The organism is Burkholderia sp. 9777_1386, from assembly GCF_015712265.1.
GTDB lineage: Bacteria > Pseudomonadota > Gammaproteobacteria > Burkholderiales > Burkholderiaceae > Burkholderia > Burkholderia cenocepacia.
The window spans coordinates 1-23,179 of sequence record NZ_JACCQB010000023.1 but is presented as its reverse complement, the minus strand read 5'-3'; the positions used below and the strand labels follow the sequence as shown (position 1 = coordinate 23,179).

General features: G+C 70.2%; 20 protein-coding genes. 13 read left to right on the top strand and 7 right to left on the bottom strand.

Translation table 11 applies throughout. The features are described 5' to 3' along the window. Positions 1–7 precede the first annotated feature (7 nt). The 3 genes from H0X91_RS18505 to H0X91_RS18495 are packed head-to-tail and all read left to right on the top strand — an operon-like array spanning position 8 to position 2,963. Positions 8–1,090, top strand: a complete 1,083-nt coding sequence (locus H0X91_RS18505; RefSeq protein WP_062910447.1) for a LacI family DNA-binding transcriptional regulator — start codon at positions 8–10, stop codon at positions 1,088–1,090. Further along, positions 1,087–2,109, top strand: coding sequence for a hydroxyacid dehydrogenase (locus H0X91_RS18500; protein WP_006494697.1), 1,023 nt, complete (start codon positions 1,087–1,089; stop codon positions 2,107–2,109). Before H0X91_RS18505 ends, H0X91_RS18500 begins: the two co-directional genes overlap by 4 nt. Continuing rightward, complete coding sequence (locus tag H0X91_RS18495) at positions 2,106–2,963, top strand: amidohydrolase family protein (protein WP_006483969.1); 858 nt, start codon at positions 2,106–2,108, stop codon at positions 2,961–2,963. The genes H0X91_RS18500 and H0X91_RS18495 overlap by 4 nt, the downstream gene beginning before the upstream one ends. Positions 2,964–3,077: 114 nt before the next feature. Here H0X91_RS18495 and H0X91_RS18490 read toward each other — a convergent pair whose 3' ends face one another. Next, the gene (locus H0X91_RS18490) at positions 3,078–4,166 is read right to left on the bottom strand and encodes a calcium:proton antiporter (RefSeq protein ID WP_006483972.1); all 1,089 of its coding nucleotides are present in this window, start codon (positions 4,164–4,166) and stop codon (positions 3,078–3,080) included. Between H0X91_RS18490 and H0X91_RS18485 the strand changes: the two genes are divergently transcribed. The 6 genes from H0X91_RS18485 (at position 4,165) to H0X91_RS18460 (ending at position 10,441) form a co-directional block, all read left to right on the top strand. Then, positions 4,165–4,308, top strand: coding sequence for a hypothetical protein (locus H0X91_RS18485; protein ID WP_193372798.1), 144 nt, complete (start codon positions 4,165–4,167; stop codon positions 4,306–4,308). The genes H0X91_RS18490 and H0X91_RS18485 overlap by 2 nt on opposite strands. 406 nt (positions 4,309–4,714) lie before the next feature. Then, positions 4,715–6,271, top strand: a complete 1,557-nt coding sequence (locus tag H0X91_RS18480; RefSeq protein WP_062910448.1) for a 3-hydroxyacyl-CoA dehydrogenase — start codon at positions 4,715–4,717, stop codon at positions 6,269–6,271. 60 nt (positions 6,272–6,331) lie between these two features. Then, complete coding sequence (gene paaK / locus H0X91_RS18475; RefSeq protein ID WP_006483970.1) at positions 6,332–7,654, top strand: phenylacetate--CoA ligase PaaK; 1,323 nt, start codon at positions 6,332–6,334, stop codon at positions 7,652–7,654. A 38-nt stretch (positions 7,655–7,692) separates the two neighbouring features. Further along, complete coding sequence (locus H0X91_RS18470) at positions 7,693–8,493, top strand: enoyl-CoA hydratase-related protein (protein WP_060263386.1); 801 nt, start codon at positions 7,693–7,695, stop codon at positions 8,491–8,493. Between the two features lie 137 nt (positions 8,494–8,630). After that, entirely contained in the window at positions 8,631–9,302 is a 672-nt protein-coding gene (locus tag H0X91_RS18465) for a MarC family protein (RefSeq protein WP_006494701.1), read from the top strand. Positions 9,303–9,460: 158 nt separating this feature from the next. Beyond that, positions 9,461–10,441 (top strand): aldo/keto reductase, encoded by a 981-nt coding sequence (locus H0X91_RS18460; protein WP_062910449.1) that lies wholly within the window; start codon positions 9,461–9,463, stop codon positions 10,439–10,441. A 31-nt stretch (positions 10,442–10,472) separates the two neighbouring features. Here H0X91_RS18460 and H0X91_RS18455 read toward each other — a convergent pair whose 3' ends face one another. From H0X91_RS18455 to H0X91_RS18435, 5 genes are all read right to left on the bottom strand, one after another. Continuing rightward, a complete protein-coding gene (locus H0X91_RS18455; RefSeq protein WP_060263412.1) occupies positions 10,473–11,339 on the bottom strand; it encodes a CPBP family intramembrane glutamic endopeptidase in 867 nt (288 codons plus the stop codon). Between the two features lie 85 nt (positions 11,340–11,424). After that, on the bottom strand, positions 11,425–12,081 hold the full coding sequence (locus tag H0X91_RS18450; RefSeq protein WP_006488931.1) for a VC0807 family protein: 657 nt from the start codon (positions 12,079–12,081) through the stop codon (positions 11,425–11,427). 110 nt (positions 12,082–12,191) lie between these two features. Next, complete coding sequence (locus H0X91_RS18445; protein ID WP_062910450.1) at positions 12,192–14,123, bottom strand: sensor histidine kinase; 1,932 nt, start codon at positions 14,121–14,123, stop codon at positions 12,192–12,194. 448 nt (positions 14,124–14,571) lie between these two features. Next, positions 14,572–15,636 carry a 2,3-butanediol dehydrogenase gene (locus tag H0X91_RS18440; RefSeq protein ID WP_006494705.1) on the bottom strand — a complete coding sequence of 355 codons (1,065 nt, stop codon included), beginning with the start codon at positions 15,634–15,636 and terminating at the stop codon, positions 14,572–14,574. A gap of 348 nt (positions 15,637–15,984) precedes the next feature. Continuing rightward, a complete protein-coding gene (locus H0X91_RS18435; RefSeq protein ID WP_034202247.1) occupies positions 15,985–16,725 on the bottom strand; it encodes a GNAT family N-acetyltransferase in 741 nt (246 codons plus the stop codon). Between the two features lie 211 nt (positions 16,726–16,936). Here H0X91_RS18435 and H0X91_RS18430 point away from each other — a divergent pair, with 211 nt between their 5' ends. Together H0X91_RS18430 and H0X91_RS18425 are read left to right on the top strand one after the other, a co-directional pair. After that, on the top strand, positions 16,937–18,145 hold the full coding sequence (locus H0X91_RS18430; RefSeq protein ID WP_062911408.1) for an MFS transporter: 1,209 nt from the start codon (positions 16,937–16,939) through the stop codon (positions 18,143–18,145). 41 nt (positions 18,146–18,186) lie between these two features. Then, positions 18,187–18,669, top strand: a complete 483-nt coding sequence (locus tag H0X91_RS18425; protein ID WP_062910451.1) for a DUF3331 domain-containing protein — start codon at positions 18,187–18,189, stop codon at positions 18,667–18,669. A gap of 24 nt (positions 18,670–18,693) precedes the next feature. Here the strand turns inward: H0X91_RS18425 and H0X91_RS18420 are convergent, their stop codons facing one another. Next, on the bottom strand, positions 18,694–19,896 hold the full coding sequence (locus H0X91_RS18420) for a GNAT family N-acetyltransferase (protein WP_230877966.1): 1,203 nt from the start codon (positions 19,894–19,896) through the stop codon (positions 18,694–18,696). A gap of 173 nt (positions 19,897–20,069) precedes the next feature. On the opposite strand from H0X91_RS18420, the gene pdxR reads away from it, so the two are divergent. Together pdxR and H0X91_RS18410 are read left to right on the top strand one after the other, a co-directional pair. Further along, the gene (gene pdxR, locus H0X91_RS18415) at positions 20,070–21,548 is read left to right on the top strand and encodes a MocR-like pyridoxine biosynthesis transcription factor PdxR (protein WP_006494711.1); all 1,479 of its coding nucleotides are present in this window, start codon (positions 20,070–20,072) and stop codon (positions 21,546–21,548) included. Between the two features lie 343 nt (positions 21,549–21,891). Beyond that, on the top strand, positions 21,892–23,179 hold a 1,288-nt coding region (locus H0X91_RS18410; protein WP_196433225.1), incomplete at its 3' end, for a S1C family serine protease.

Below are 23,179 nucleotides of genomic sequence, written 5' to 3'. Positions count from 1 at the left end.
CCGTTCTATGCAAGACGACATGAGTACGATTCAGGACGTGGCCCGTCATGCGGCCGTTTCGGTCAGCACGGTTTCGAACGTGCTCAACGGACGCACCGACCAGATGAAGCCGGAGACGCTCGAACGCGTGAAGGCGGCGATGGACGCGCTGCAGTACCGGCCGAGCACGCTCGCGCGCCAGCTCAAGACGGGGCAGACGCCGCTCGTCGGGCTGCTGGTGCCGTCGATGGCGAACCCGATGTACGGCTACATCGCGCGCGAGATCGAGGCGTGCGCGCAGGAACGGTATGGCCATCGCGTGCTGATCGGCAACACCTACCGCGATGCGCGCAAGGAGGCGTCGTTCTTCGACGATCTGTACGCGCACGGCGTGCGGCGCGTGATCGTGATCTCGTCGCTCGCCGACGAAAGCCACCTCGAGCGCGCGGCCGAACGCGGGATGACGGTCGTCAGCTACGACCGGCGCGCGACACCCGGCGAGCAATCGAAGGTCGATCACGTGACGGCCGACAACGAGGCGGCCGCGCGGCTCGCGACACGCCGTCTCGTCGACGCCGGCCATACACGGCTCGCGTTCGCGACGGTGGCCGGCATCACGGTGAGCCGCAGCGACAAGATCCGCGGCTTTCTCGCCGTGGCAAGCGAGGCGGGCGGCGGCGCCCAGGCGCGCGTGCTCGACGGCGGTCCCGCGAACGAATACGGCGACTCGGTGATCGTCGACGTCGGGCGTGCGCTCGGCGTCGAGCTCGCGGCCGATCCCGCGCGGCCGACCGGCATCGTCGCGGTCAACGACCTGTTCGCGCTCGGCCTGATGGCCGGGCTGCGCGACGGCGGCTTGCGGGTGCCGGACGATGTCTCCGTCATCGGGATGGACGGTCATTTCCTGTCGGCGATCTCGTGGCCGGCGCTGACCACGGTGCAACTGCCGGTCACCGAAATGGCCGGCGAGATGGTGCGGCGCGTGATGCGGCAGGAGGGCGACGCACCGTCCGCCGGGCCATGCGTGTTCGCGGACGTGACGCTCGTGGAGCGCGCCTCGGTCGCGCCGCCGCCGGCGCAGGCGGCCGGCACGAACGGAGGTCACGCATGACGCGCGTCTACGTCACGCATCCGAGCGGGATGATCGACCACTACTTCGGCGCCAGGGCGTTGCGCGCGCTGCGCGCGATCGCGGACGTCACCTGCAACCCGCACGATCGCGAACTCGACACGGACGAACTGATTGCCGCCGCGCAGGGATGCGACGCGATCATCGCGTACCGGCAGACCCCGGCGCCTCGCGCGCTGTTCGCGGGGTTGCCGGTACTTGCCGCGTTCCTGCGTTGCGCGGTCGACATCCGGACGGTCGACGTCGCCGCGGCGAGCGCGTTCGGCGTGCTGGTCACGCAGGCGAGCCCCGGCTTCGGGCCGGCCGTCGCCGAGTGGGTCGTCGGCGCGATGATCGACCTCGCGCGCGGGATCGGCGGCTACGCGGACGCGTACCATCGTGGCGCGCCGCCGGTGCCACGGATGGGGCGCGAACTGCGCGGCAGCACGCTCGGCCTGATCGGCTATGGGCAGATCGCGCGCCATCTCGCCCCCGTCGCGACGGCGCTCGGCATGCGCGTGCTCGTCAGCGATCCGTACGTGCGGGTCGACGCACCGCCGCCCGAACAGGTCGACGCCGCCACGGTGCTGCGCGATTCGGATTACGTCGTCTGCCTTGCGCCGGCCACGCCGGCCACCGCGAACCTGATCGATGCGGCGGCATTCGCGGCGATGAAGCCGGGTGCGTGCTTCATCAATGCGTCGCGCGGCGAACTCGTCGACGAGCAGGCGCTGGCCGACGCGCTCGCCAGCGGGCGGCTGGCCGGTTGCGCGCTGGACGTCGGCCGTGCTGCGGACCAGATGCCGACGCCCGCGCTCGCCGCGCATCCGCGCGTCATCGCGACCCCGCACATCGGCGGGCTGACGCTGCCGGCGATCGAGCATCAGGCGCTGGAGACGGTCGACCAGCTCGCCGCGCTGCTCGACGGGCGCGTGCCGACCGGCGCGGTCAACGCCGCGCAGGCGACGCGGCTCGCGCGCTGGCGCGCGTCGCACGCATCCGTCGCGCCGGGCGGGCGATGATCCGCGACGGCGTGGGCGGCACGCGGTTCCCGGACGCGTGCGATTGCCATATCCATATCTACGACGATGCGTACCCGCTCGCGCCGACGGCGACGTTTCGGCCGCCCCATGCGCCGGCGGACGCGTATCGGCGCGTGCAGCGCACGCTCGGCCTCACGCGCGTGGTGATCGTACAGCCGACCGGCTATGGCGCCGACAACCGATGCACGCTCGCTGCACTGGCCGCGTTCGGTCCGCAGGCGCGCGGCGTCGCGACGTTGCCGGTCGACGTGCCGGATGCGGAGCTGGAGCGGCTGCATGCCGCCGGCATGCGCGGCGTGCGCTTCATGATGCTGGCGGGCGGCACCGCGCAATGGAGCGATCTGGAACGGATGGCCGCGCGGATCGCGCCGCTCGGCTGGCATATCGACCTGCAGTTCGACGGTCGCACACTGGCCGATATCGAGCCGACGCTGGCGCGGCTGCCGGCGCGCGTGGTGATCGATCACACGGGCAAATTCCTGACGCCCGTCGCCCCGGATGCACCGTCGTTTGTCGCACTGCGACGCCTGCTCGATCGCGGCCACGCATGGGTGAAGTTGTCCGCGCCGTACGAGACGTCGCAATCCGGCGCACCGGGCTACGACGACGTCGCGCGCCTCGCCGCCGTGCTCGCGCGCGGCCATTCGACACGCTGCGTGTGGGGCAGCAACTGGCCGCATCCGAACGCGTCGCCGCTGCCGGACGATGCACGCCTGCTCGGCTGGCTGCACGATTGCGCGGCGGACGACGCGATTGCCCGCGCGATTCTGGTCGACAACGCGGCTGCGCTCTATGGATTCGAGACGGACACGCAGCGCGAAACCGTCGCGTGACGCGCTGCCGCCCCCGTTGGGTCACGGCGGCGTGAAGCGAAGGACAGGGAAGGGACTTGAAGAAGTGCAAGCGGCCCGCCGGAGCGAATCCGCCGGGCCGCTTGCATTGGAGCGTCAGTGGGTGATCGACAGGAACAGGTACGCGGCGAACAGCGCGACGTGCACGACGCCGTGCAGCACCGTCGTGCGCCCCTGGCTCAGCGTGAGCGTACTGACCAGCAGCGTGAGCGCGAGCAGGACCGTTTCCATCGCGCCGATCCCGAGCGTGAGCGGCTGGCCGACCCAGATGAACACGGCCGCGACGGTCGGGATCGTGAGCCCGATGCTCGCGAGCGCCGAACCGAGCGCGAGGTTCATGCTGGTCTGCAGGCGGTTCGCCCGTGCGGCGGTGACGGCCGCGAGCCCTTCCGGCAGCAGCACGAGCGCGGCGATCACGATACCGACCGCGGCTTCGGGCGCGCCGAGCTTCAGCACCGCATGCTCGACGGCCGGCGACAGCAGCTTCGCGAGCAGCACGACCGCGACGAGGCTCGCGAACAGCAGCACCATGCTGGTGATCGCGGTGCGGTTGCTCGGCGCCGCCGCGTGCACCGCTTCGTCCGCGGTGTCGTGCGCGGCGAGGAAGTAGTCGCGGTGGCGCACGGTCTGCACGAACACGAACGCGCCGTACAGCACGAGCGACGCGACGCCGGCGAACGCGAGCTGCGATTTCGAGAAGAACGGGCCCGGGGCGGCGCTCAGGTAGTTCGGCATCACGAGCGACAGCACCGACAGCGACGCGAGCACCGCGAGCGCCTTGCTCGCGCCGCGCCCCTGGAAGTCCTGTTCGCCGTGCTTCCATGCGCCGACCAGCAGGCAGATGCCGACGATGCCGTTACAGATGATCATCACGGCGGCGAACACGGTGTCGCGGGCGAGGCCCGATTTCTCCGGGCCCGCGCCGAGCATCACCGACACGATCAGCGCGACCTCGATGACGGTCACGGCGACCGCGAGCACGAGCGTGCCGAACGGTTCGCCGACGCGGTGCGCGACGACTTCCGCGTGGTGGACGGCGGCGAACACGGCGCCGGCGAGCGCGGCGGCGAACACCGCGATGACGAGGCCTTCGGCCGGCACCGCGCGCGACAGCGCGAGTACCAGCCAGGCGGCAAGCGGGGCCCAGAGGGTCCAGCGCGGGAGCTGGTTGGACGACAGCGGCATGGAGGGTTTCCTTATGCGAGTGGCGGCGCGCGACGCGCCGTCACGGGTTGACGAAGCCCGGCCGTACTATCCGCCGAACGAGGACGATGAAACCGAAAAGGTGGCGGCGCGCAACGGCGCTGCCCTGGGTTCGCTGCCGTGAGGCGGCGAGGGGCGCGGGCGGGCCGAGGCCCGTCGCGGGATGAAACGGTTCGATGTGGCTGCCCGCGGATGGCGAGACGAGCGCACGTGACGACGCGTGGCCGGCGGCTCGATTCGACCCCGACAGGGCGGGCGGCGATGGACGGCGGTGACGGCGCGACACGCTTTCCCCCTGAAATCCGGCAATTTGTCGAATTTTATCAGGCGTTCGGGGGTCACTATCTCATATTCGAACGCTTACGTTGACCTTTCGGTTGATAAAAAGTTGCCCGATGTTTCGATTTTTTTGTCGTTGCAGTTTCCGTAACGATGTCTTGCCCGACAAATTCGGGCTCGCCCTGACATAAATCTACCGACCGGTCGGTTTATAATCGCTCGCACTTCCACTTCATGACGGATCGCAAGCGATGGCTGTTTCCTCTGCACATTCGGTGAACTCGGGCGCACTCGTGCCGTCGGCCGTCGTCGGCGTGATCGGCGCCGGCGCGATGGGCGCGGGCATTGCGCAGGTCGCGGCGGCGGCCGGCCATGCGGTGCTGCTGTACGACCTGAACGAAGCGGCCTGCGACAAGGCGCTGGCCGGCATCCGGGCCCAGTTCGCCCGGCTGGCCGAGAAGGGCCGGCTCGAACCGGCGCAGGCCGACGCGGCCGGCAACCGGGTCCGCGCGGTGCGCGCGCTGGCCGATTTCGCGGGGGCGGCGCTGATCGTCGAGGCGGCGGCGGAACGGCTCGACGTGAAGCGCGAGATTTTCGCGACGCTCGAACGTCATGTCGACGACGCGTGCGTGCTCGCGACCAACACGTCGTCGATCTCGATCACGTCGATCGCGGCCGGGCTGCGCGTGCCGCAGCGCGTCGCCGGCCTGCATTTCTTCAATCCCGCGCCGCTGATGGCGCTCGTCGAGGTGGTCAGCGGGCTCGCGACCGCGCCCGAGGTTGCGCAGATGCTGTATGCGACCGCCGCTGCGTGGGCCAAGCAACCGGTGATGGCGAAATCGACGCCGGGCTTCATCGTGAACCGCGTCGCGCGGCCGTATTACGCGGAGGCGTTGCGCGTGCTGAACGAGCAGGGCGGCGCACCGGCGTCGATCGATGCGGTGATGCGCGAAGCCGGCGGGTTCCGGATGGGGCCGTTCGAGTTGATGGACCTGATCGGCCACGACGTGAACTTCGCGGTGACCGAGTCGGTGTTCCGCGCGTACTTCAACGATCCGCGCTACACGCCGTCGCTGATTCAGCAGGAACTCGTCAACGCGGGCTTCCTCGGACGCAAGTCCGGACGCGGCTTCTATTCGTATGCGGACGGCGCGACGCCGCCTGCCCCCGATCTCGAACCGCCGCGCGCCGCGCCGGCGGACGTCGTGCTGTTTGCGCAGGAGGGCCCGGCCGCCGCGCTGCATGCGCGCTTCGTCGACCGTATCGCAGGCGCCCGTCAGGCCGGTGCGCAACCGGACGATCTGCTGGCCACGGCCGGCCGCGCGTCGATCGCGCTGACCGATGGCCGGACGGCCACCGCGCGCGCCGCACAAACGGGCGTGGCGGATCTCGTGCTCGTCGATCTCGCGCGCGATTACGCGCAGGCGGGGCTCGTCGCGCTGACCCGCGCGCTCCAGTGCGGCGACGCGGCCTATGCGGATGCGGTCGGCTTGTTCCAGCAGGCGGGCTTTCGTGTCGTCGGCGTCGCGGACGTGCCGGGGATGGTCGCGATGCGCACCGTCGCGATGCTCGCGAACGAAGCGGCCGACACGGTGAACCAGGGCGTGTGCTCGCCGGCCGATCTCGATCTCGCGATGGAGAAGGGCGTGAACTATCCGTGCGGCCCGCTCGCGTGGGCCGACGCGATCGGCCTCGGCCGCGTGCACCGCGTGCTGTCGAACCTCGCGGCGAGCTACGGCGAGGACCGCTATCGCGTGTCGCCGCGCCTCGCCGCGCTGCATGCGGCCGGCCGCACGTTCCGGTCGTAGCCGCCCGCCCCGGTTACTTCGAACACGATAACGACATCACGCCATTGGAGGAGCACCCCGATGACTCACCCGACGCATCCCGCCGCCGCCCTCGAGCCGATCGAGACCGCCAGCCGCGACGAACTGCAGGCGCTGCAGCTCGAACGCCTCAAGTGGTCGCTGCGCCACGCGTACGACAACGTCCCGCACTATCGCCGCACGTTCGACGCGGCCGGCGTGCATCCGGACGACCTGAAATCGCTCGCCGATCTCGCGAAATTCCCGTTCTCGACCAAGAACGACCTGCGTGACAACTATCCGTTCGGCCTCTTCGCGGTGCCGCGCGAGCAGGTCGTGCGCGTGCACGCATCGAGCGGCACGACCGGCAAGCCGACCGTGGTCGGCTACACCGCGCGCGACATCGACACGTGGGCGAACGTGACCGCGCGCTCGATCCGCGCGGCCGGCGGCCGCCCGGGCGATACGCTGCACAACGCGTTCGGCTACGGCCTGTTCACCGGCGGCCTCGGGATTCACTACGGCGCGGAGCGGCTCGGCTGCATGGTCGTGCCGATGTCCGGCGGGCAGACCGAGAAGCAGGTGCAACTGATTCGCGACTTCGAGCCGAAGATCATCCTCGTCACGCCGTCGTACATGCTGAACCTGATCGACGAGATGGTGCGGCAGGGGATGGACCCGGCCGAATCGTCGCTGAAGATCGGCATCTTCGGCGCCGAGCCGTGGACGCAGGCGCTGCGCAATGAAGTGGAGACGCGCGTGGGCATCGACGCGCTCGACATCTACGGGCTGTCGGAAGTGATGGGCCCGGGCGTCGCGTGCGAATGCGTCGAGACGAAGGACGGCCCGGTGATCTGGGAAGACCATTTCTACCCGGAGATCATCGATCCCGTCACCGGCGAGGTGCTGCCCGACGGCAGCCAGGGCGAGCTCGTGTTCACGTCGCTGACGAAGGAGGCGATGCCGGTGATCCGCTACCGCACGCGCGACCTCACCGCGCTGCTGCCGCCGACCGCGCGCGCGATGCGCCGGCTCGCGAAGATCACGGGCCGCTCCGACGACATGCTGATCGTGCGCGGCGTGAACGTGTTTCCGAGCCAGATCGAGGAGATCGTCGTCGCGCTGCCGCTGTTGTCGGGCCAGTTCCAGATCACGCTGTCGCGCGACGGTCACATGGACCGGCTCGACCTCGCGGTCGAGTTGCGCTCCGAGGCGGCGGCGTCCGTCACCGACGGCGAGCGCGCGGCGCTCGCGCGCGAGTTGCAGCACCGGATCAAGACGATGGTCGGCGTGTCGTCCGGCGTGACGGTGCTGGCAGCCGGCGGCATTCCGGCGACCGCGACCGGCAAGGCGCGCCGCGTGATCGATCGCCGTCAGGCCGCCTGATGTCGAGGTGTGCCGTTCTACCCGAGGAAACCTGTTCGATGGATGAATTGAAGACCCTGGCCGTCACGGTCGATGCGCGCGGCATCGCGACCGTCGCGCTGCAGCGCGGCGACGTGCTGAACGCGTTCGACGAGACGATGATCGCGGAGCTGACCGACGCGTTCACGACGCTCGGCCGGCGCGACGACGTGCGTGCGATCGTGCTGCGTTCGGACGGTCGCGCATTTTGCGCGGGCGCCGACCTGCAGTGGATGCAGCGTGCGAGCGCGAACGACGCGGCCGCGAACCTGCGCGACGCCGAGCGGTTCGCCGCGATGATGCGCGCGATCCGGCAGTGCCCGAAACCGACGGTCGCGCGCGTGCAGGGCCACGCGTTCGGCGGTGGGGTCGGGTTGTGCGCGGCCTGCGACATCGTGATAGCCAGCGATCACGCGCGCTTTTCGGTCAGCGAGGCGCGTTTCGGGATCCTGCCGGCCGTGATCGGCCCGTATCTGGTCGAGGCGGTCGGCCAGCGCCAGGCGCGCCGGCTCGCGCTGACCGCGACGCAGCTCGCGGCCGCCGAAGCCGTCGCGATCGGGCTGATCCACCAGGCCGTGCCGCTCGATGCGCTCGACGACACGCTCGAACGGACGCTCGCGGAACTGGGCCGCAACGGCCCGCACGCGCTGATGGAGATCAAGCGCTTTTTCGATGCGATCGGCGAATACCCGCCGTCGGACGAACGCGCGGCGTTCACCGCGCAGACGATCTCGCGGGTGCGGGCGACGCCGGAAGCGAAGGAAGGCTTCGCGGCCTTCTTCGCGAAGCGGCCGCCGGCGTGGGAGGCGGGCGCCGAATAAGGCTGCACGACGAAACTCGACCGCGACCGTCGGCGCAACCGGGCTGGCCGTATTTTGCGTCTCGGGCGCGAGCGCTTGCACTACAATGCGTGACCCCCGGCGCGCTGCCGGCCCAGCCCCGACCGATGCTTCGCACGATGATCGTCAACCGCCTTGTCTCCGAGATCCTGTTCGGTTTTACCGGCCTGATCGGCATCATCAATCCGATCGGCATCGCGTTCCTGTTTCTCGAACGGACCGAGGCGCTCACCGCGTACGAACGGGATCTGCTCGCGAGGAAGGTCGCGTTCAACGCGTTCGTGGTCCTGATGGTCGCGTTCTTCGCCGGCACGCCGGTGCTGCATTTCTTCGGGATCTCGATGGAAGCGCTGCGGATCGGCGGCGGCTTCGCGGTCGCGGTGGCCGGCTGGCAGATGCTGAACGAGCCCGACGGGCCGGGCGGCGGCGACACGCCGGTCAAGCCGATCGACGCGAACGCGATCATGACGCGCGCGTTCTTCCCGTTGACGGTGCCGCTGACGGTCGGTCCCGGCTCGATCGCGACCGCGATCGCGCTGAACGCGAACCGCACGCACAAGCTGTCGGAATTCATGCTGTCGAGCATCGTGTCGATCGCGGTGTCCGTGCTCGTCGCGCTCGTGATCTGGCAGGTCTACAGCCGCTCCGCGCTGCTCGCGCGCTATCTCGGCAGCGAAGGGACCAAGGTCGCGAAGCGCGTGTCGGCGTTCCTGCTGCTGTGCATCGGCGTGCAGATCATGCTGACCGGCTTCTCCGCATTCCTGCAGCCGATCGCCGACCAGGTCAGGTAACCGGGCCGCCCGGTCCGGCCGTCAAGGTTCGACCTTTCACGCAGCCTGCACGCGACGCGCGGTCATACGCGTTCGCCGCATGCGGGATACCATGCGACGTCTGGCGGATGCGCGGCGCGCATCCGGCCGCAACCCCAACTTGAGTGGCGAGGCGTGCAATGGAATACGTGAAATTCGGGTCGACCGGGCTGGACGTGTCGAAGCTGGTGCTGGGCTGCATGACGTTCGGCGAGCCGTTGCGCGGCACGCACCCGTGGACGCTGCCGGAAGCGGAAAGCCGGCCGGTCATCCAGCGGGCGATCGAGGCCGGCATCAACTTCTTCGACACCGCGAACATGTATTCGGACGGCACGTCGGAGGAGATCGTCGGCCGCGCGCTGCGCGATTTCGCGAAGCGCGACGACGTCGTGATCGCGACCAAGGTGTTCTACCGGATGCGGCCGGGGCCGAACGGCGCCGGGCTGTCGCGCAAGGCGATCATGACCGACATCGACCAGAGCCTGAAGCGGCTCGGCACCGACTACGTCGATCTCTACCAGATTCACCGATGGGACTACGGCACGCCGATCGAGGAGACGCTCGAGGCGTTGCACGACGTCGTGAAGGCCGGCAAGGCGCGCTATATCGGCGCCTCGTCGATGTTCGCATGGCAGTTCGCGAAGGCGCTGCACACGTCGAAGCAGCACGGCTGGACCCGCTTCGTCAGCATGCAGAACCACCTGAACCTGCTGTATCGCGAGGAAGAGCGCGAAATGCTGCCGCTGTGCGAGGACGAAGGCATCGCGGTGATTCCGTGGAGCCCGCTCGCGCGCGGGCGCCTGACGCGCAACTGGGACGAATCGTCGGAACGGCAGCAGAAGGACGAGGTCGGCCAGCAGCTGTACAACGCGACGATCGATGCCGACAAGGCGGTCGTCGAGGCCGTCGCGGCGATCGCCGCCGCGCGCAACGTGCCGCGGGCGCAGGTCGCGCTGGCGTGGGTCGCGCAAAAGCGCGGCGTGACCGCGCCGATCGTCGGCATTTCGAAGCCGCAGCAGCTGGACGATGCGCTCGGGGCGCTCGCGCTGAAGCTGACCGACGACGAAATCGCGACGCTCGAACGCCCGTACGTGCCGCACGCGGTGGCCGGGTTCAACTGAGCGGCAACGCGGGCGGCGCCGCGCACCGCGTTCAGCGCGCGGCGGCGAGCATCGGGTAGGTGAACAGGCCGAAGTGGACGACGTTCAGCCCCGCATGCGCGAGCGCGGCGGCGAGCAGGCCGCCGCGCCGCCACGCGAGCCCGTAGCCGACGCCGGCCACCGTGCCGAGCGCGATCCATTGCCAGCCGCCCGCGGCGTGCGCGGCGCCGAACAGCACCGCGCCGGCCGCGAGCGCGACCCACGGGCCCCAGGAATAAGCGCGCAACACGCGGGTCAGCCCGCCTTGGACGTAGCCTCGGAACAGCGCTTCCTCGGCGAGCGTCACCAGCAGCAGGTTGTTCGCGAGCCACAGCCAGCCGGACGGCGGCCATTTGGGGGCCCAGCCGACCATCCCGAACGCGAGCGCGCCGGCCAGGCACGCGGCGGCCGTTGCGGCGGCCGCCACCGCGCCGGTGCGCAGCGCGCGCGACAGCGCGACGTCGGGCGCGACCCACGGCAGCGCCCACAACAGCCACAGGCCGACGAGCGGCTTGTCGAAATTCAGGTACATCGTGAACGGCACGGCATCCGGCGTGAAGCGGGTCGGCGCGATCACGCGCGGATTGTGGAAGCCGGGAATCAGGTGCAGGCTCAGCGCGATCGCGAGCGCGGCGAAGACGAGATGCGCGGCGACGCGCACCGCGAGCGGCCGCGCGGGCAGCACGCCCCAGCCGGCCGCGATCAGCAGCGCGAATGGCGCCAGCGTGATCGGCGCGAGCTGGCCGAATGCCAGCGCGCCCGCGTAGCCGAGCGTGGCGACGCCGATGCTCAGGCCGTGCAGTGGGCGATGCCACGCGAATGCGGCGGCCGCGAACAGGGCGAGCCAGATCGTGGCACACGGAAGGAGCGAAAGGGACATGACGGAAAACGGATGGGCGGACGAGACGCCGCGCATCATACAGCAGGTGCCGTGACACGCTGCCGGGCGGCCGGCGCGCCGCGTGTCAGCGGCCGGCGGTTTCGGTGACGCCGCCGCGGCCCGGGATGTCGACGCTGTTGCGCACGCGCATCCGCCGCCGGTACCAGAACGTCCACAGCAGCAGGCAGGCAAACACCGTGTAGCCCATGACCGGCGACACGACCAGCACGCGTTCGACCGGCCAGCTGACGACCATCCACCAGCGCAGCAGCATCTCGACCGTCATGATGGCGCCCCACACGAACGTCATCAGCCGCAGCATCTGGCGCAGGCCCGGCTGCGCGTCCCAGACGGCTTCGAAGTGCGCGGCGCCGCCGTCCATCTCGCGGGCCACGGTCGCGCGGGCCAGATAGTAGATCAGCGGGCGTTCGCGGAACAACGACAGCAGGAACACGATGCCGATCGTGCCCGACCCGATCGATTCGCGCATCAGCAGCGTGCGCGGACTGCCGCCGAACGCCATCCCGACGATCGACAGCGTGATGCCGAGCAGCACGATGGCCGCCACCGCGTCGACGCGGCGCGAGCGGATGAATTCGACGATCGACCAGATGATCGGCGGAACCGCCGACGCGTACAGCGCGCCCGTTTCGCCGAAATACGGATGCGCGACCCGATAGGCCACCCAGGGCAGCACGAGGTTGACGAAGAGTTCGAGAATCAGTCCGGTTCGCGGTTTCACGGTGCGCGCTTCCACGCAGGCGGGGCGGACGCGAGGAAGGCGGGTTGCCCCCCGGTTGCCCCGAAAAGGGTTCGGTTCAGTATATCGAAGAATCGCGCGGGGTTGCGACGTCATGGGTTCGCCGCCGCCGGCAGCGCGATCGTGATCGTGGTGCCCTGCAGCACGGCGCTCTGCACGTGAATGTCGCCCGCGTGCCGTTCGACGACGGCCTTGACGAACGCCATCCCGAGCCCCACGCCGCCCGTGTCCGGTTGCCCGGCCGTGCGAAAGCGCCGGTAGCGTTCGAACAGCCGCGTCTGGTCCGTGTGGCTGATCCCGCAGCCGCGGTCCCGGATCGTGCAGTGCACGGCCCGGCCGTCGGCGCCCGGTTCCACCCGGCATTCGATGCTCGTCAGCGACGGGCTGTACTTGATTGCGTTATCCAGCAGGTTGATCAGCGCGCGCGACAGCAACGCAGGGTCGCCGTGCACGATCGTGTCGTCGCGGCGCGGCACGTCGTCGATCGAGATGCGTTTGCGATGCGCGAGCGGCCATACGGCGTCGCGCGCCTCGTTCATCAGGTCGGCGAGGTTGACCGGCACGCGCTCGTATTCGCTGGCTTCCGCGCGCGACAACTGCGCGAAACCGTCGGCCATCGCCAGCGTATGGCGGGCGAGCCTGCCGATTCTCTCGAATTGCCGCTTTGTCGGTGCGTCGTTCGCGCGGTGTTCCTGCGCGTCGATCAGGATGATCAGCGACGTCAGCGGCGCGCGCATGTCGTGCGAGAACAGCGTCAGCATGTCGTTGCGCTGGCGTTCGAGCATGTCGCGGCGCACATGCGCATGGCGCAAGGTCTCCAGTGCCTGGTCGATGCGGGCGAGCTCGGGCCCGACGCCGCTCGGCATCGCGACGGGCGTCGTATCGCCGTCGCTGAGTGCGACGATCCGGCGTCCGAGCGCATCGAGCGGCGTCGACAGCAGCCGCTGCGTGCCGCGCGCGAGCGACAGCAGGATCGCGACGCTGAGCGCGGTCGCGCATGCCGATACCGCCACCTTGATCCGCGCGGTGTTCCGGTCCGAGACGGCGCGGCGCCGCGCCGCGTCGATCACGCGGTCGCGCAGCCGCTCGCACGGCCCGAAATACGGGACGATCGTTCGCGAAAAATCGCCGGCGCTCATCGCGTAGGCGCCTGTCCGGCCGTTCGCGACGATCGCGTCGACGAGCGGCAGCAGATGACGGTCGAACGCCGCGTTGAGCTGCGCGTACTCGCGGGCCACGTCCGCATCGTCGAGCCGCGCGCCGAGCGCGCCGTCGATCAGTGCGCGCAATTGTTCGATGCGTCCGCGCATCAGCATGATCTCCGCGAACTGCGTGCGATCGAGCGCCTGCCGCGCGAACATTGGCGCGACGAGCAGCGAGCCCGTGCGTCCCGCGTACTCCCGCAGGTCGCTCAGCAGCCGCGCGAGCAGGATCGCGCCCGACGTGCGCGGGTCGCGCATGGCCGTGTCGGTCATCGCGCCGTCGATCAGCAGCGACACCGTGTCGACGACCCGGAACAGGCGCGCCTGCGCATGCTGGATGTCGCGCACCGTGCGGGACGCGAGCGGCCGCGCGTCGAGTGCGTCGACTTCCGCGCGCGCATCGGCGAGCGTGATCCGGATCGCATCGACCGCGTGCAGCAGGTTGCCGCGCTCGCGGTCGTCGAGCGCCGCCGCGTGCCCGATGCCGGCCCGAAAATGCGCGAGCGCGCGGTCGGAACGCTCGCGCGCGGCGCGCAGGTTGCGCCGCTCCGTCGCGGCGTCGGGCTGCGCGCGCACGAGCAGGTCGTTCGTCGGGCCGCGTTCGGCCGAGATCATGTTGGCGGCGATCATCGCGCCGTGGACGAATTCGAAGCTTTGCAGGTCGGCGTTTTCCTGCCGGTATTGGCGGACACTGCCCGCGATGATCGTGCCGCACAGCAAGGCCAGCAGCGTGGTGACGAGCGCGAAGCCGAGATGGGTTTTCTGCTGGATCGTCAGCGAGCGAACGTCGTTTGCGCGTTCCCGATTGAACGAGAGATTCATGGCACACCGTGTTTTGCGAACTATCCCTGGGAGGCCCGTATTCTCGGCCTGTCGGCGCCGTGGCGCCGTGAGGTTCGACAGGTGTTCCGTCGTGACGGGGCGGCAACGATCGCGCCCGGGAAGCCGGATCGCACGCGGCACCGGATCGCGTTGCGCCACCATCCTGTCGACGCCGGACGCATCGTGCTTGATGCGGAGAAACCCTGATCGCGCACCGGTGCGGATCGCGCGTTGCGGTGAATGTTATGGATTGCGAATGTTTGGGCGCGCCGCTTCCGGAGGAAGCGCGACATGGCGGCTGCCTTGGACGGTGACGACAGAGCGAAGGGATGCGCACGCAGGCGCGCCGCCCGCGCACGGGGGCGACGCTCGAGGGGGGGCCGCTATACGCCTGTACGGCGGCCGGCGCGGCGCGGCGGGAATCGATGCCGCGGCCGCGCGTGTGCACTCAGGAAACGGCCGGCTGGACGATGATCTTCACGTTGCGGTCCTTGTGGTTGACCAGCTCCTCGAAGCCGTGCGCGACGATGTCGCCGAGCGCGATGCGCCCGGTGATGAGCGGCTGCACGTCGATGCGGCCGTCCGCGATGAAGCGGATCACGTCCGCGAATTCGCCGTTGTACGCGAGCGAGCCGATCACTTCCTTCTCGGTCGACACGATGTCGAAGAAGTTGAACGGCGCCGGTTCCTCGAAGATGCCGACCATCACCGACTTGCCGGCCTTGCGGATCACGTCGATCGCGAGCTTCGCGGTGGCCGTGTGCCCGATGCACTCGAACGAGACATCCGCGCCGTAGCCGCCCGTCAGCGCCCGGACTTCCGCGATCGCGTCGGACGTCTTCGGATCGACGACCACGCTCGCGCCGACCTCCAGCGCCTTCTGCTTGCGCGCGGCCGACATTTCCAGTGCGATCACGCGTCCGGCGCCCGCGGCCTTCGCGCACATGATCGTGCACAGGCCGATCGTGCCCGCGCCGACCACGACGACGGTCTGCCCGACGATGTTGCCGGCCTTCTTCACCGCATGCAGCCCGACCGCGAGCGGTTCGATCAGCGCGCCGGCCTCGGTCGGGAAATGGTCGGGCAGCTTGTACAGCAGTTCGGCCGGCACGTTCACGTATTCGGCGAACGCGCCGTTGTTCATCAGCCCCGTGAACGCGAGGTTCTCGCAGATGTTGTACAGCCCGTGCCGGCAATACCAGCAGGTGCCGCAATGCTGGCATGCGTCGGCCGTCACGCGGTCGCCGACCGCGAAGCCCGACACGCCCGCGCCGAGCTCGGCGATCTCGCCGCTGAACTCGTGGCCCAGGATGCACTGGCCTTTCAGGCCGGTCAGCGGATGCGGCGCGTCGACCGGGATGAACACCGGCCCGGCGACGTATTCGTGCAGGTCGGAGCCGCAGATGCCGCACCAGTGCACGCGAATCGTGACCCAGCCTGCCGGCGGGCGTTCCGGAACGGGAACCTCTTCGACGCGGATGTCGTGGCGGCCGTGCCAGACGGCGGCCTTCATGCTGGGGGGAGTGATCGGTGCCGGTGTACTCACGTTGCTGTCTCCGTCAGGTTGTCGTCGGGCGTGCGGCGATGTTGCCGGCGCGCCCGTCGCGCGATTGCGCGTTCGACCGGTATGCAGGAACGGGGCCAGCGTGAAGCCGGGCGATGCGTGGCGGCCGGAAAATGTGCGTCGGGTGCGCTGCACCATGTCGCTGTCCGCCGAACGGCAACGATTTGGAAGGAACGGAGCGTCGAATTTGCTGCGATAGCGCCACAGCGAAGCGCGTGAGACGCCGGGACGTTCGTCTCAGCGCAATGAGACGAATCGCGAGACGAACGGCGACGGGCGGCGCCGTTCGATCCGCGTTCAGGCGACGACTTCGTCCACGGCGACCGCGGCGAGCGGCGTGAATCCGGCGGCGCGGTACAGCGGCTGGCCGACCTCGGTCGATATGAGCCACACGCGGCGCGCACCCCGGTGCCGTGCGTGCGCGACGATCGCGGCGAGCAGTTGCGTCGCCAGGCCGCGGCGGCGGTATGCGTCCGCCGTCCCGACGCGGTCGACGACGATATCGCGCGGCGACGCGAAGCCGTAGCGCGCGGTGGCCGCGATCTGTCCGTCGAGCCGGTGCGCGAACAGGAACGCGGCCGGATTCGGCTGGAACGGCGCGAAGGCGCCGCTGGCGTTGAACGCGTCGATCGCGCCAGGCGTGTCGCAGGCCAGCGAAAGCGCGAGCGCGTCGTCGCCGGACAGCCCGTCGATGTCGGCGGCCATGAAATGCTCGTCGGTCAGCCGGCGCGTCCGGCCGTGCAGCGCGGGCGGCAGCGGTGCCGCGCCGTAGCGCGTGATCCACGCGCCAACCGCAAACGGGCCGGCGCCGGACACGGGCGCGCCCTCGATCATGAAATGCTCGAAAGGCCGGCCCATCGCGCCGTCGAACTGCACGACATGGCCGTCCGGGCCGTCGTGCAGCGGCGCATCGCGCCGGCCGCGCGCGGCGCAGTACCCGGCGATGAAGGTGCGCACGGCCGCCTTGCGGCGGGGGAAATCCGTCCAGGCTTCGTCGAGCGGAAACAGCGTGGCCGGTGCAGGGGAGGCGGTCGACATAAGGAGGGGCGCGGCGTTGTCGGACGAAGCGGACAGCTTAGACCAGGATGCCGTCGCGTGTCGCGCCGGCCATTGTCACCATCGCCGAAACGGATCGTTGCGCGCGCTGCCCCTTTACTTGAAGTTAACTTCAATTTGTATCATGTGCGCCAGTCCGATTGCGGTCGCGTGAGACATCCCGTTGCACGCCGCCGCTTCAACGGAGGTGAAGATGACCGAATCGCCTGTCGCGGCCGATGCCGCCACGCTGCCGGCGCGCAGCTACCGGGCCGCCGTCGCGAACGTCGTGCTGGCGAGCATCGTGTCGGCGCTGCACGTCGGCAAGGCGACGATCGGCTTGCCGTCGCTCCAGCACGAGTTCGGCGGCTCGCTCGCGTCGCTGAGCGGGATCATGTCGGTGTTTCCGTTCGTCGGCGTGTTCGGCGGGATCGCCGCCGGCCTGCTGGTGCGGCGCTGGGGCGACCGGCGGCTGCTGGTGACGGGCCTCGTCATCCTCGGCCTGTCGAGCGTGGCCGGCGCCTGGGCCGGCAGCTTCGCGCTGTTGCTGGCCACGCGCTTCGCGGAAGGCCTCGGGTTCGTGATCGTGGTGGTCGCAGCGCCGGCCGTGCTGAACCGCGTGACGCCGCCCGAACGGCGCAATTTCGCGTTCGGCCTGTGGAGCACCTTCATGCCGGCCGGCATGGCGCTGTCGATGCTGGTCGGGCCGCTGCTCGGCGGCTGGCGCAACGGCTGGCTCGCGGCCGCGGCGCTGACGCTCGTCGCGGCGGCCGCGGTGCCGGTCACGACGTCGGCCGACGCGCCGTCGCGGCAGGCGACGACGCGCATCGGCCCCGCGCTGCGCGCCGTGCTCGCGTCGCGCTCGACCACGCTCCTCGCACTGGGCTTCGCGACCTACAACGTGCAGTTCTTCGCGGTGATGACGTTCCTGCCGGTGTTCCTGATGCAGCGCCTCGGCGTCGCGGTCGGCGCGGCGGGGCTGATCAGCGCGGCGATCGTCGCCGCGTGCGTGATCGGCAACCTGACGGCCGGCTGGCTGCTGTCGCGCGGGGCGCGACCGGGGATCGTGATGGCGGCGACGTCGGTCGCGATCGGCGCGGCGGGCGCGGGCCTCTTCGGCGCGGCGACACCCGCGCCGCTCGCGGTCGTGCTCGGGTTCGCGTTTTCGGCGATGGCCGGGATGCTGCCCGCGACCATTCTCGCGTGCGCGCCGGGCTCCGCCCCGTCGCCGTCGCTGGCGCCGCTCAGCATCGGCTGGGTCGTGCAGGGCAACTATCTCGGCCAGGTGATCGGGCCGCTGACGATCGGCGCGATCGTCGGTGCGTTTGGCTGGTCGGGCGGCATCGGGCTGATGCTCGCGGCCGCCGCCGTCGGCGCGGCGATCGGCCTGTCCCTGCTGCGCGAACCGATGGGCCGGCGCTGAACGCGCCGGCGTCGTTCAACCTGCACGGAAATTCGTCAAGCATGCTCAACACCATGGAAAGCCCGATCCGCGAAGAAGACCTGTCGTGCGACGCGTCCGCGTTCGACGAAGACGACGCGATGCCGTCGCGCGGCGGCGTGATCGCCCACCCGCTCGTGACGATCGGCCGCGCGCCGATTCCGGAGCAGGGGACGGCCGCGGCGTCGCCGTTGCGCCCGCAACTGTTCGTCACGGTGCTGGAGGCGGGCGACGACGGACTGCTGGTGCGATGGGTCGAGAGCGGCCGGTGTCACTACGGCGAGCAGCGCTGGCGGCTGCGCGTCGCGTTGCAGCCCGGTCGCTGCGCGCTTTCCGGGCAGCCGATCGAGCCGGGCGAGCCGGTGTTCCGGCCGGTGCGGCGACCGGTGCCGGCCAACGGCGACGAGATGATCTGCCCGGCGTCGGTGCCGGGTAGGGACGGTGCGGCGTGCGATGGCGCGCCGCGGGACGGCGACGCACGCGATCCGGCCGATGTTCCGGGCTGAACATCGGCCGTCGGAGCGGCGACGTTACTTCTTCAGGTCGTGCCGGTACTGGATGAAACCGGCGTTGTTCGCGAGCTTGTCGTACAGCGCGCGCGCGGCCGTGTTGGTCTCGTGCGTGAGCCAGTACACGCGGCTCGCGCCGGCTTCGCGGGCCCGTTCGTACACGGCCTCGATCAGCGCGCGGCCGGCACCTTGCCCGCGCGCGTCGGGCGCCGTGTACAGGTCCTGCAGATAGCAGTACGGCCCTTCGGTCCAGCACGAGCGGTGGTAGATCGAATGCACGATCCCGACCAGCGCACCGGACGCGTCGAACGCGCCGAGCACGAACATCGGCTCGGCCGGATCCATCAGGCGCGCCCAGGTCGTCGCGAACACCGCGTCGCTCAGCGCCGTGTCATAGAACTTCTGGTAACCCTGCCACAGCGGACGCCACGCGGCTTCGTCGGCGGCGACGAGCGGGCGTACCGTGACGCGCGTGGCGTCGTTCGCGCGGCTGGCTGCGTCGCGTGCGCTGGCCTGCGCGTGGCGTATCGCGGTGAGCGGCTGGCGCTGGTTGCCTTCGGCATCGAAGTTCTCCGGTGCGAGCCATGCTTCGAACGCGGCGCGGACGTCCGGCCATTCGCCGTCGATGATCGAGAACCACGCGGTGTCGCGATTGCGGCCGCGATAGACGATCGTCTGCCGGAACGTGCCTTCGTAGCGGAAGCCGAGCCGGGCGGCCGCCTTGCGCGACGGCGCGTTCAGGTCGTCGCACTTCCATTCGTAGCGCCGGTAGCCGAGCGTGTCGAACGCGTACTTCATCAGCAGGAACTGCGCTTCGGTCGAAACCGGCGTGCGCTTGAGCAGCGGCGAGAACGTGACGGAGCCGACCTCGATCACGCCGTTGGCCGGATCGATGCGCATCAGCGCGAGCGTGCCGACCGCGCGACCCGTGGCGCGGTCGATCACCGTGTAGTGCAGCGGATCGGTGCTCGCCTGCGCGCCGCGCGCGTAGTCGCGGTAGCTCGACTCGTCGGCATACGGGCCGTGCGCGAGATAGGTCCAGTCGCTGCCGTCGGGCGCCTGGGCGTAGGCCGCGTACAGGTCGGCCGCATGGCGCTCGGCGTCGAGCGGTTCGAGCCGGCAGTAACGGCCTTCGAGCGCGATGCGCTCGGGGCGCGGACGCGCGGACCAGTCGGGAACGGGTTGGCCGATGGGCTGCTGGAAAGCGTTGGTGAGCGTGGGCAAGGTCGATCTCGCTTCGGTTGGCGGCCGGCGACATGCCGGCATGCAGACGATCGTAGTCCCGGCGAGGTACCATGAGAAGCGCCAGAGAACGGTAAATTTATGGTGCCACGAGCCGTGATCGCCCGCCGTTCGCCAATCACCGCAGGTTCGACTTTTCACGCCGCGATATTCCGATGACGACTGCCTTTCCTTCCGGCGCCGCGCCGTTGCTGCCGCTCGATGCGCCGCTGGCACGTACGCCCGGCGCACCGTCGCTGCAGCGCCAGTTGCTGCGCCGCTTGCGCGACGCGATCCTCGGCGGCGCGATGCCGGCCGGCACGCGGTTGCCCGGCACGCGCGCGCTGGCCGAAACGCTCGGCGTGTCGCGCAATACGACGGCCGCCGTGTACGAGCAGCTCGTCGCCGAAGGCTTCCTGCAGTCGGATCGTCGCGGCACGCGGGTCGTCGGGCTGTCGCGGCCGGCGCCGCCGCGCAGGCGGGCCGCGCCGCCGGCCGTCGCGCAGCGGCTCGGCCGGATTCGTCCGAGCCTCGTCGGCACCGGCGAATCGGAGGGCTTCCGGCCGGGCGTGCCCGCGCTGTCGCATTTCCCGGTGGATGCGTGGCGGCACGCGATCGACCGCGCGCTGCGCCGTGCCGGCCGCGAGCTGCTCGCGTATGGGGATCCGCTCGGCGAATCCGCCCTGCGCGAATCGATCGCGCGCCATCTGGCCGTCACGCGCGGCGTGCGCTGCGATCCCGAACAGATCGTGATCACCGAAGGCGCTCAAGGCGCGATCGCGCTGTGCGCACAGTTGCTGACCAATCCGGGCGATACGGTGTGGGTCGAGGAGCCCGGCTATCGCGGCGCGCGAACCGCGATGCAGGCGGCCGACCTCGACGTCGTGCCGATGCCGGTGGACGCGGAAGGGCTGCGTGCGGAACCGGACGACTGGCGCGAGCGGCCGCCGCGACTCGTCTACACGACGCCGTCGAACCAGTTCCCGACCGGTGCCGTGCTGTCGATCTCGCGCCGGCTCGCGCTGATCGATGCGGCACGCCGCCATCGCGCGTGGATCATCGAGGACGACTACGACAGCGAATTCCGTCACACCGGCGAGCCGATCGGCGCGATGCACGGGCTCGCGCCGGATTCGCCGGTCGTCTATCTCGGCTCGTTCAGCAAGACGATGTTTCCGGCGCTGCGGATCGGTTTTCTCGTGCTGCCCGACGCGTTGCTGGCCGCCGTGCGGCCGGCGCTGCCGGAGATGCTGCGCGGCGGGACGCGCCACGTGCAGCTCGCGCTGGCCGATTTCATCGAGACGGGCGAGTACGGCCGGCATCTCGGACGGATGCGCCGGCTGTATCGCGACCGGCGGCGGTTGCTGCTCGCCGCGCTCGATAGCAGCCTGAGCGTGCCGCACCAGGTCGAGGGCGGCCCGTGCGGGCTGCATCTCGCGCTGCGGTTGCCGGCGCGTTATCGCGATCGCGCGATCGTCGAAGCGGCGCGCGCGCATGGCATCGGGCCGTTTCCGCTGTCGGGTTTCGCGATCGATGCGGCGCGCGCCGGCAACGGGCTCGTGCTCGGTTTCGGCAATACGTCGGCCGATGCGTTCGAGCCGATGTTGCGGATGGTGTCGGCGATCGCGGAGCGGGTGGGCGCGGGGCACGCGTGATGGTAGGGTTTCGCCACCTCGAACTTCCTGCTGCGTGATCGTGATTGCGCTCGGCCTGTCCGTGATGTGCGACAGATGGCATGCCCGGCCGCAGACCGTGACGAAGACCCCGGCACCGACGTCCACCCCAATGCGTGGTGGATATTCGGATTGACGAACCGCGCACTTTGTTCGAAACGGCCGCCCTCGCGGTTCCGCCGCCCGGGCACCTCCCGGCATACGGGTTTCGATTCGTATGTTCCAACCGGCGCGTGGGCTATAAATGGAGGCGTGTACCGGTGCTCGTCGGGCGCCTGCGCGTCTCGCGCAGGGTGGCGTCGCGACTGCCCGGGGGAGGTGCACCGTGGTCTGCCAGACGCTTGCTCGCGCCGTGCTTCGCACCGCGTTGATCGGGGGCGTGCTTGCCGGAATCTTGCCGCCGCCCGCCGCCATCGCCGGCACCCTCGCACCACCCGCCGCACCGCCCGCGATGAAGGCGCGGCCGCCCGCCGCGCCTTACGCGATGCCGGTCGACTTCCCGGCGATCGTCGAGCGCTACGGCCCGGCGGTCGTGACCATCATGGCCGCCACGCCCGACCCGCAAACCGGCGGCCCGGCCTTTGCCATGCTCGATCCCGACGATCCGCTCGCCGCGTTCTTCCGCCATGGCGCACCGCCGTCCGCGCAGGGGCCGCAGGCACCGGCGCCCGATACCGCGCCGCGTGCGGTGTCCGGCAGCGGCTCGGGTTTCATCGTCAGCGCCGATGGCCTGATCCTCACGTCCGCTCATGTGGTCGACGAGGCGACCGACGTGACGGTGCGGCTCACCGACCGGCGCGAATTCAAGGCGACGGTACTGGCCGTCGATCCGCAAAGCGACGTGGCCGTGCTGCGCGTCGACGCGACGAAGCTGCCGTTCGTGCGCGTCGGCGATTCGTCGAAAGTGCGCGCGGGCGAACCGGTGATGACGATCGGCGCGCCGGACGGCTCGGGCAACACGGTCACGGCCGGCATCGTCAGCGCGACGTCGCGCCGGCTGCCGGACGGCAGCGCGTTTCCGTTCTTCGAAACCGACATCGCACCGAACCCCGACAACTCGGGCGGCCCGGTGTTCAATCGCGCGGGTGACGTGATCGGCATCGCGGTGCAGGTGTATACGGGCGCCGACCGCTACGCGAGCACGACGTTCGCCATCCCGATCGCGTTCGCGACGAAGGTGCGCGCCCAGTTGCGTGCGCAACAGCAGGCGCAAGTGCAGGCGCAGCAGGCTCCGCCGCCCGCGGCGGAGGCGTCGTCGGGCAATGCGTTCGGCGTCGACGTGCAGGACGTGGGCGTCGGCCTGGCCGCGGCGTTCGGACTGCCGCGTGCGGCGGGCGCACTCGTCAACGGGGTCGCGCCCGGCTCGCCGGCCGCCACGGCCGGCCTGAAACCCGGCGACGTGATCGTGAAGGTGGGCGACAAGACGATCGGCCACTCGGCCGAACTGAACGATCTGGCCGGCGCGCTGCCACCGGGCGGCAAGGCGCGGCTGCGCGTGATCCGCAACCGTGCGCCGATGATGCTGACGATCACCGGCGCCGACGACGCGGGCGGTAGCGCGGCCACCACGGTCGGCATGGCCGCGCCGAAGGCCGCTGCGCGGCCATGCCGAC